We start from the raw sequence: 4,272 nt of genomic DNA on the forward strand, positions 1-4,272 counted from the left end.
GGATCGTACTTTTCGCCGGAATCTGGGTGAAGCTCGAAATAACTTCCACTTTCCTTCCGATTTTAGCAGTAACGGTCTTCGGCTCTTGACGGGAGAGAACGACAACCGAAACCTCGCTCGGCAGTGATCGGATAAATGCACTGCCAATTAGGCCGGACCCGCCAGTTATTAAATAATCAATGTCGTGTTTCATTTTGCTTACCTTGCCTTCAAATCAAGCGACTGCCAGATCTAAGGTTCAGATCGGTATTGGCTCGTGTTCTCAAATGCGTTTTCAAAGCAGGACCGACTAACTTTTTTCACTTAAGTACGCTGAAGCGGCTTCGTACATCGCATTTTCGATAGCAGGGTGTTGACCGACTGGTGGCAGCAAGTCGATCTTTAGCCCCAGTGTGTTTTCGTATTCTGAAATCATTCGGGGGACGTCTGTCTTAAGATGGCGGCCAATGGCCAAGAACAGCGGAAGAACCCGAACGTTTTGGAAGCCGTCTTGCTTGGCCTCAATGCACACTTCTTCCAGAGAGGGGGAGCTGAGCTCCATAAATGCCAAATCGGCTTCTTTAAAGCTCTCACGAACACGCTTAGTCATCTGATAAAACGCATCAGACCATTCTTTACTACTACTACCGTGGGCCAAAAGAATTAACTTCGTTTTCATCCTAAACTCTATTCCTTGAAGTTGATTAAGATATTGTACGCTGATTTATACGTTTATGGATCAACAGGGCTTGTTCGTTTGCGTCTACATTGCACGCTTTATAGCGTGTATTTTGTTGTTAGTAATCCATTTTCATCATAAGGGCTGTACATAACGTGGAACAATCTGTTGTATGGGCAATAAACGTGCATTGCTTTAGAATGTCGCACGTTTAGCCCAAATCTATTTAGGAAATATTATGTCGTTCAAGGGTACTCAGGACTACGTCGCAACTGACGATCTTCAAATGGCGGTCAATTCTGCGATCGCACTTCAAAAGCCTTTGCTCATCAAAGGCGAGCCAGGAACCGGTAAAACCATGCTAGCTGAACAGCTTGCAAGCGCCTTGGGTGCCAGACTAATCCAGTGGCATATCAAGTCCACAACTAAAGCGCAGCAGGGTCTTTACGAATACGACGCCGTTTCGCGGCTAAGAGATTCACAATTAGGTGTGGATCGAGTCCATGACATTTCCAACTATATCGTGAAGGGAAAGCTTTGGGAGGCCTTTGAAGCGGAAGAGCGCGTGATTTTGTTGATCGACGAGATTGATAAAGCGGATATTGAGTTTCCAAACGATCTGCTTTTAGAAATCGACAAAATGGAGTTTTATGTATACGAGACTCAGCAACGTATCGTTGCCAAGCAACGCCCGATTGTTTTGATTACGAGTAACAATGAGAAAGAATTGCCTGATGCGTTTTTACGCCGATGCTTCTTTCATTACATCGATTTTCCCGACGCGGAAACAATGGAGAAAATTGTTGATGTGCATTACCCAGACATCAAAAAGGATCTTCTTCGCGAAGCACTAGATGTATTTTTCGATGTGCGAAAAGTGCCAGGCTTGAAGAAAAAACCCAGTACCAGTGAGTTGATTGACTGGCTGAAATTGTTAATTGCTGATGACATCAGTGAGAGCTTGTTACGCGAGCGAGATCCGAGCAAGGCGATTCCTCCACTGTACGGGGCTCTGCTCAAAAACGAGCAGGATGTACAGTTGTTGCAACGCCTTGCATTTATGGCTCGCAGAAAGGGTTAAGCATGCTGATTGGCTTTTTCGAAGAGGTTCGACGTTATCGCGTACCAGCGACAATTCGAGAGTTGTTAGATCTGATCTCGGCACTGGATAATAAACTGGCTTTTGCATCGCTCGATGATTTTTATTATCTAAGCCGTCTGTGCCTGGTCAAAGATGAAAAGAACTTCGACAAGTTTGATCGAGCCTTCGAGAGCTATTTCAAAGGCATTGAAGCATTAGATGATCTTTTCAAAGAGCTAATACCTGAAGACTGGTTGAAGTCGGAGCTTGAGAAATACCTTAGTGACGAGGAAAAAGAAAAGATCGAGTCCATGGGAGGGTTTGATGAACTCATGGATGCTCTTCGCGATCGGCTTGAGAAACAAGAAAAGAAGCACGAGGGCGGCAACAGAATGATTGGCTCGGGTGGTACGTCACCTTTTGGGCAAAATGGCTATAACCCCGAAGGCGTTCGTATTGGTCAGAAGAAGGGTCGTCACGGCAAGGCTGTCAAGGTCTGGGAAAAACGGGGGTACAAGGATTTAGACGGCGATGTAACGCTGGGTATTCGAAATATTAAAGTCGCGTTGCGTCGTTTGAGAAAGTTTGCGCGTCAAGGCGCGGAAGATGAGTTGGATCTTGATGACACGATTCGTTCAACTGCGCGTAACGCAGGTTTTCTTGATCTTAAGTTGGTCCCAGAACGCCATAACGCGGTAAGGGTGCTCATCTTTTTCGACATTGGTGGATCGATGGATCCACACGTTAAGGTCTGTGAAGAGCTCTTCTCTGCTGCGCGTGTTGAGTTCAAACATATGGAGTATTTTTACTTCCATAACTTTATTTACGAGAGTGTTTGGAAGAACAATCTTCGACGAAGCAATGAGACGACATCTTTGTACGACATTCTCCATAAGTATACAGCGGACTATAAAGTACTTTTTGTCGGCGATGCATCGATGGCGCCATATGAAATTACTCAGGCTGGTGGCAGCATAGAGCACTGGAATGAAGAGGCTGGTGCCATATGGATGCAACGGGTCACGGAACACTTTGACAAAGTTGCGTGGATCAATCCGCTGCCTGAGCACTATTGGGGAGAGGGAGGTTCACTAGGGATCACAAAGAGTTTGGTCGAAGACCATATGTATCCCATGAGTGTCGAAGGGCTTGAATCGGCGATGAAGTACCTCAGCCGATAATCGTATTATTCAGTAAAATTCTGGTAACTTCCTAACTGCTTCACAGTGTTGATGGTCGATCTTGGTAGACTTGCGTTTAATTCTGCTCGACTTGAAGTTTTGATCATCAAATCAGGAACTTATATCTTGAAGTGCCACATGCGTTACGCCGTTTTTTTACTTTTCCCGTTGCTCGCTTTTTCCGCAATTGCGGCCGAGAGCGCAACCAACCCTCAGGTTGCAGAGCTAAAGAAGCAAGCCCAACAGCTGAAAAGCGATATCCTTTCGCTAAGCCAAGACCTCGCGGTGCTCGAAGAAGCCTTACTTTACCCTCCCGACGTCAAATTTGGTGTGTTTCTCAGCCTCACGGAGCGCACGCGTTTTAAATTGGACTCTATCGAACTCTTTGTTGATGATACTTTGGTTTCCTCTCATCTCTATCAGCCTGGTGATTTGCAGTCACTTTTAAACGGTGGTTTGCAGCAACTGTATATGGGAAGTGTGGCACCCGGAAAGCATAAGCTCACTGCAAGTTTCAACGGACAAGGGCGAACAGGCGGCTATTTTAAGCGGAAAAAAGCGCTTAACTTCGACAAGACGAATGAAGCGCGATTTATCCAGTTAATTGTGGCGGAGAGTCCCACAACCGGTGAACCTATTTTCAAAGTTAAGCAATGGTAGTGGGTTAGTTTGGTGGTGATGGGTTTATCGACTTATAGTTCGGCGCATACGTTTCTCCGCCTCGTTTTGTTGCTATCAATCAGTTTTGCGTTGACTCCTGCGCTAGCCAGTGACGCACTGCCGACTGAGATTAAGAAAGGCATGCTTGAGTATCACCTCGACCGAGAGGATTACTTTACCGTGCTAACGATGCTGCAGGCGGATGACCGTGATACAAACCCACTTCACGTCGCGTTGGCAGAGCAGCATCTCGGTTTGGCACAAAGCTATCCTCTTAAGACTTTAGAGCAACACATTAAAACCCTTAATGAGCGGGATCGCTCGCGATTGCGACTGGCCTCCTTATTATACAGGCAGGGTGATTGCAAAAACGCGCTCAAGCACCTTAAAGGTAAAGCGCAAGATCTGAATGGCGCACTTCAAAATCAACGTGCTTACCTTCGCGGGCAGTGCTTTATCGAGCTAGGTAATCACAACTTCGCTGCGCAGTCTCTGAGCAGGGCCTTGGAAGGAGAGTGGGCAGCTTCCGCCTATTACAATCTTGCCACTGATTACGCAGCAACGAGCCGTAACCCTCGCAGAGCCTTGCTGTCTTTGAAGGTTGCACGAGATATCAATCTCGGGGAAGGGCTTTCTGAGGTTGAACTGACAAACCGTATAAATCTCAGTGCGGGAGCGCTGTATCTGGATAA

At 46.4% G+C, this 4,272-nt stretch carries 6 protein-coding genes; 4 read left to right on the forward strand and 2 right to left on the reverse strand.

Annotated elements, in window-relative coordinates:
- Both A3751_RS23560 and A3751_RS13070 read right to left on the reverse strand, forming a co-directional pair.
- On the reverse strand, nt 1-193 hold a 193-nt coding region (locus tag A3751_RS23560), incomplete at its 3' end, for a hypothetical protein (protein WP_231876893.1).
- Nucleotides 194-289: 96 nt separating this feature from the next.
- The gene (locus A3751_RS13070) at nt 290-658 is read right to left on the reverse strand and encodes a sirohydrochlorin chelatase (RefSeq protein WP_068456735.1); all 369 of its coding nucleotides are present in this window, start codon (nt 656-658) and stop codon (nt 290-292) included.
- 238 nt (nt 659-896) lie between these two features.
- Here A3751_RS13070 and A3751_RS13075 point away from each other — a divergent pair, with 238 nt between their 5' ends.
- The 4 genes from A3751_RS13075 to A3751_RS13090 form a co-directional block, all read left to right on the forward strand.
- Complete coding sequence (locus tag A3751_RS13075; RefSeq protein ID WP_068456738.1) at nt 897-1,739, forward strand: MoxR family ATPase; 843 nt, start codon at nt 897-899, stop codon at nt 1,737-1,739.
- Between the two features lie 2 nt (nt 1,740-1,741).
- Nucleotides 1,742-2,920 carry a VWA domain-containing protein gene (locus tag A3751_RS13080; RefSeq protein WP_068456742.1) on the forward strand — a complete coding sequence of 393 codons (1,179 nt, stop codon included), beginning with the start codon at nt 1,742-1,744 and terminating at the stop codon, nt 2,918-2,920.
- Nucleotides 2,921-3,058: 138 nt separating this feature from the next.
- On the forward strand, nt 3,059-3,580 hold the full coding sequence (locus A3751_RS13085) for a hypothetical protein (RefSeq protein ID WP_156498522.1): 522 nt from the start codon (nt 3,059-3,061) through the stop codon (nt 3,578-3,580).
- Nucleotides 3,581-3,598: 18 nt separating this feature from the next.
- On the forward strand, nt 3,599-4,272 hold a 674-nt coding region (locus A3751_RS13090; protein ID WP_197466333.1), incomplete at its 3' end, for a hypothetical protein.

The organism is Oleiphilus sp. HI0080 (genome assembly GCF_001635135.1).

What these genes read in the sequence shown, in the direction of transcription:
- A3751_RS13070 (WP_068456735.1), bottom strand. Translation starts at nt 658, where the DNA reads ATGAAAACGAAGTTAATTCTTTTGGCCCACGGTAGTAGTAGTAAAGAA.
- A3751_RS13075 (WP_068456738.1), top strand. Translation starts at nt 897, where the DNA reads ATGTCGTTCAAGGGTACTCAGGACTACGTCGCAACTGACGATCTTCAA.
- A3751_RS13080 (WP_068456742.1), top strand. Translation starts at nt 1,742, where the DNA reads ATGCTGATTGGCTTTTTCGAAGAGGTTCGACGTTATCGCGTACCAGCG.
- A3751_RS13085 (WP_156498522.1), top strand. Translation starts at nt 3,059, where the DNA reads ATGCGTTACGCCGTTTTTTTACTTTTCCCGTTGCTCGCTTTTTCCGCA.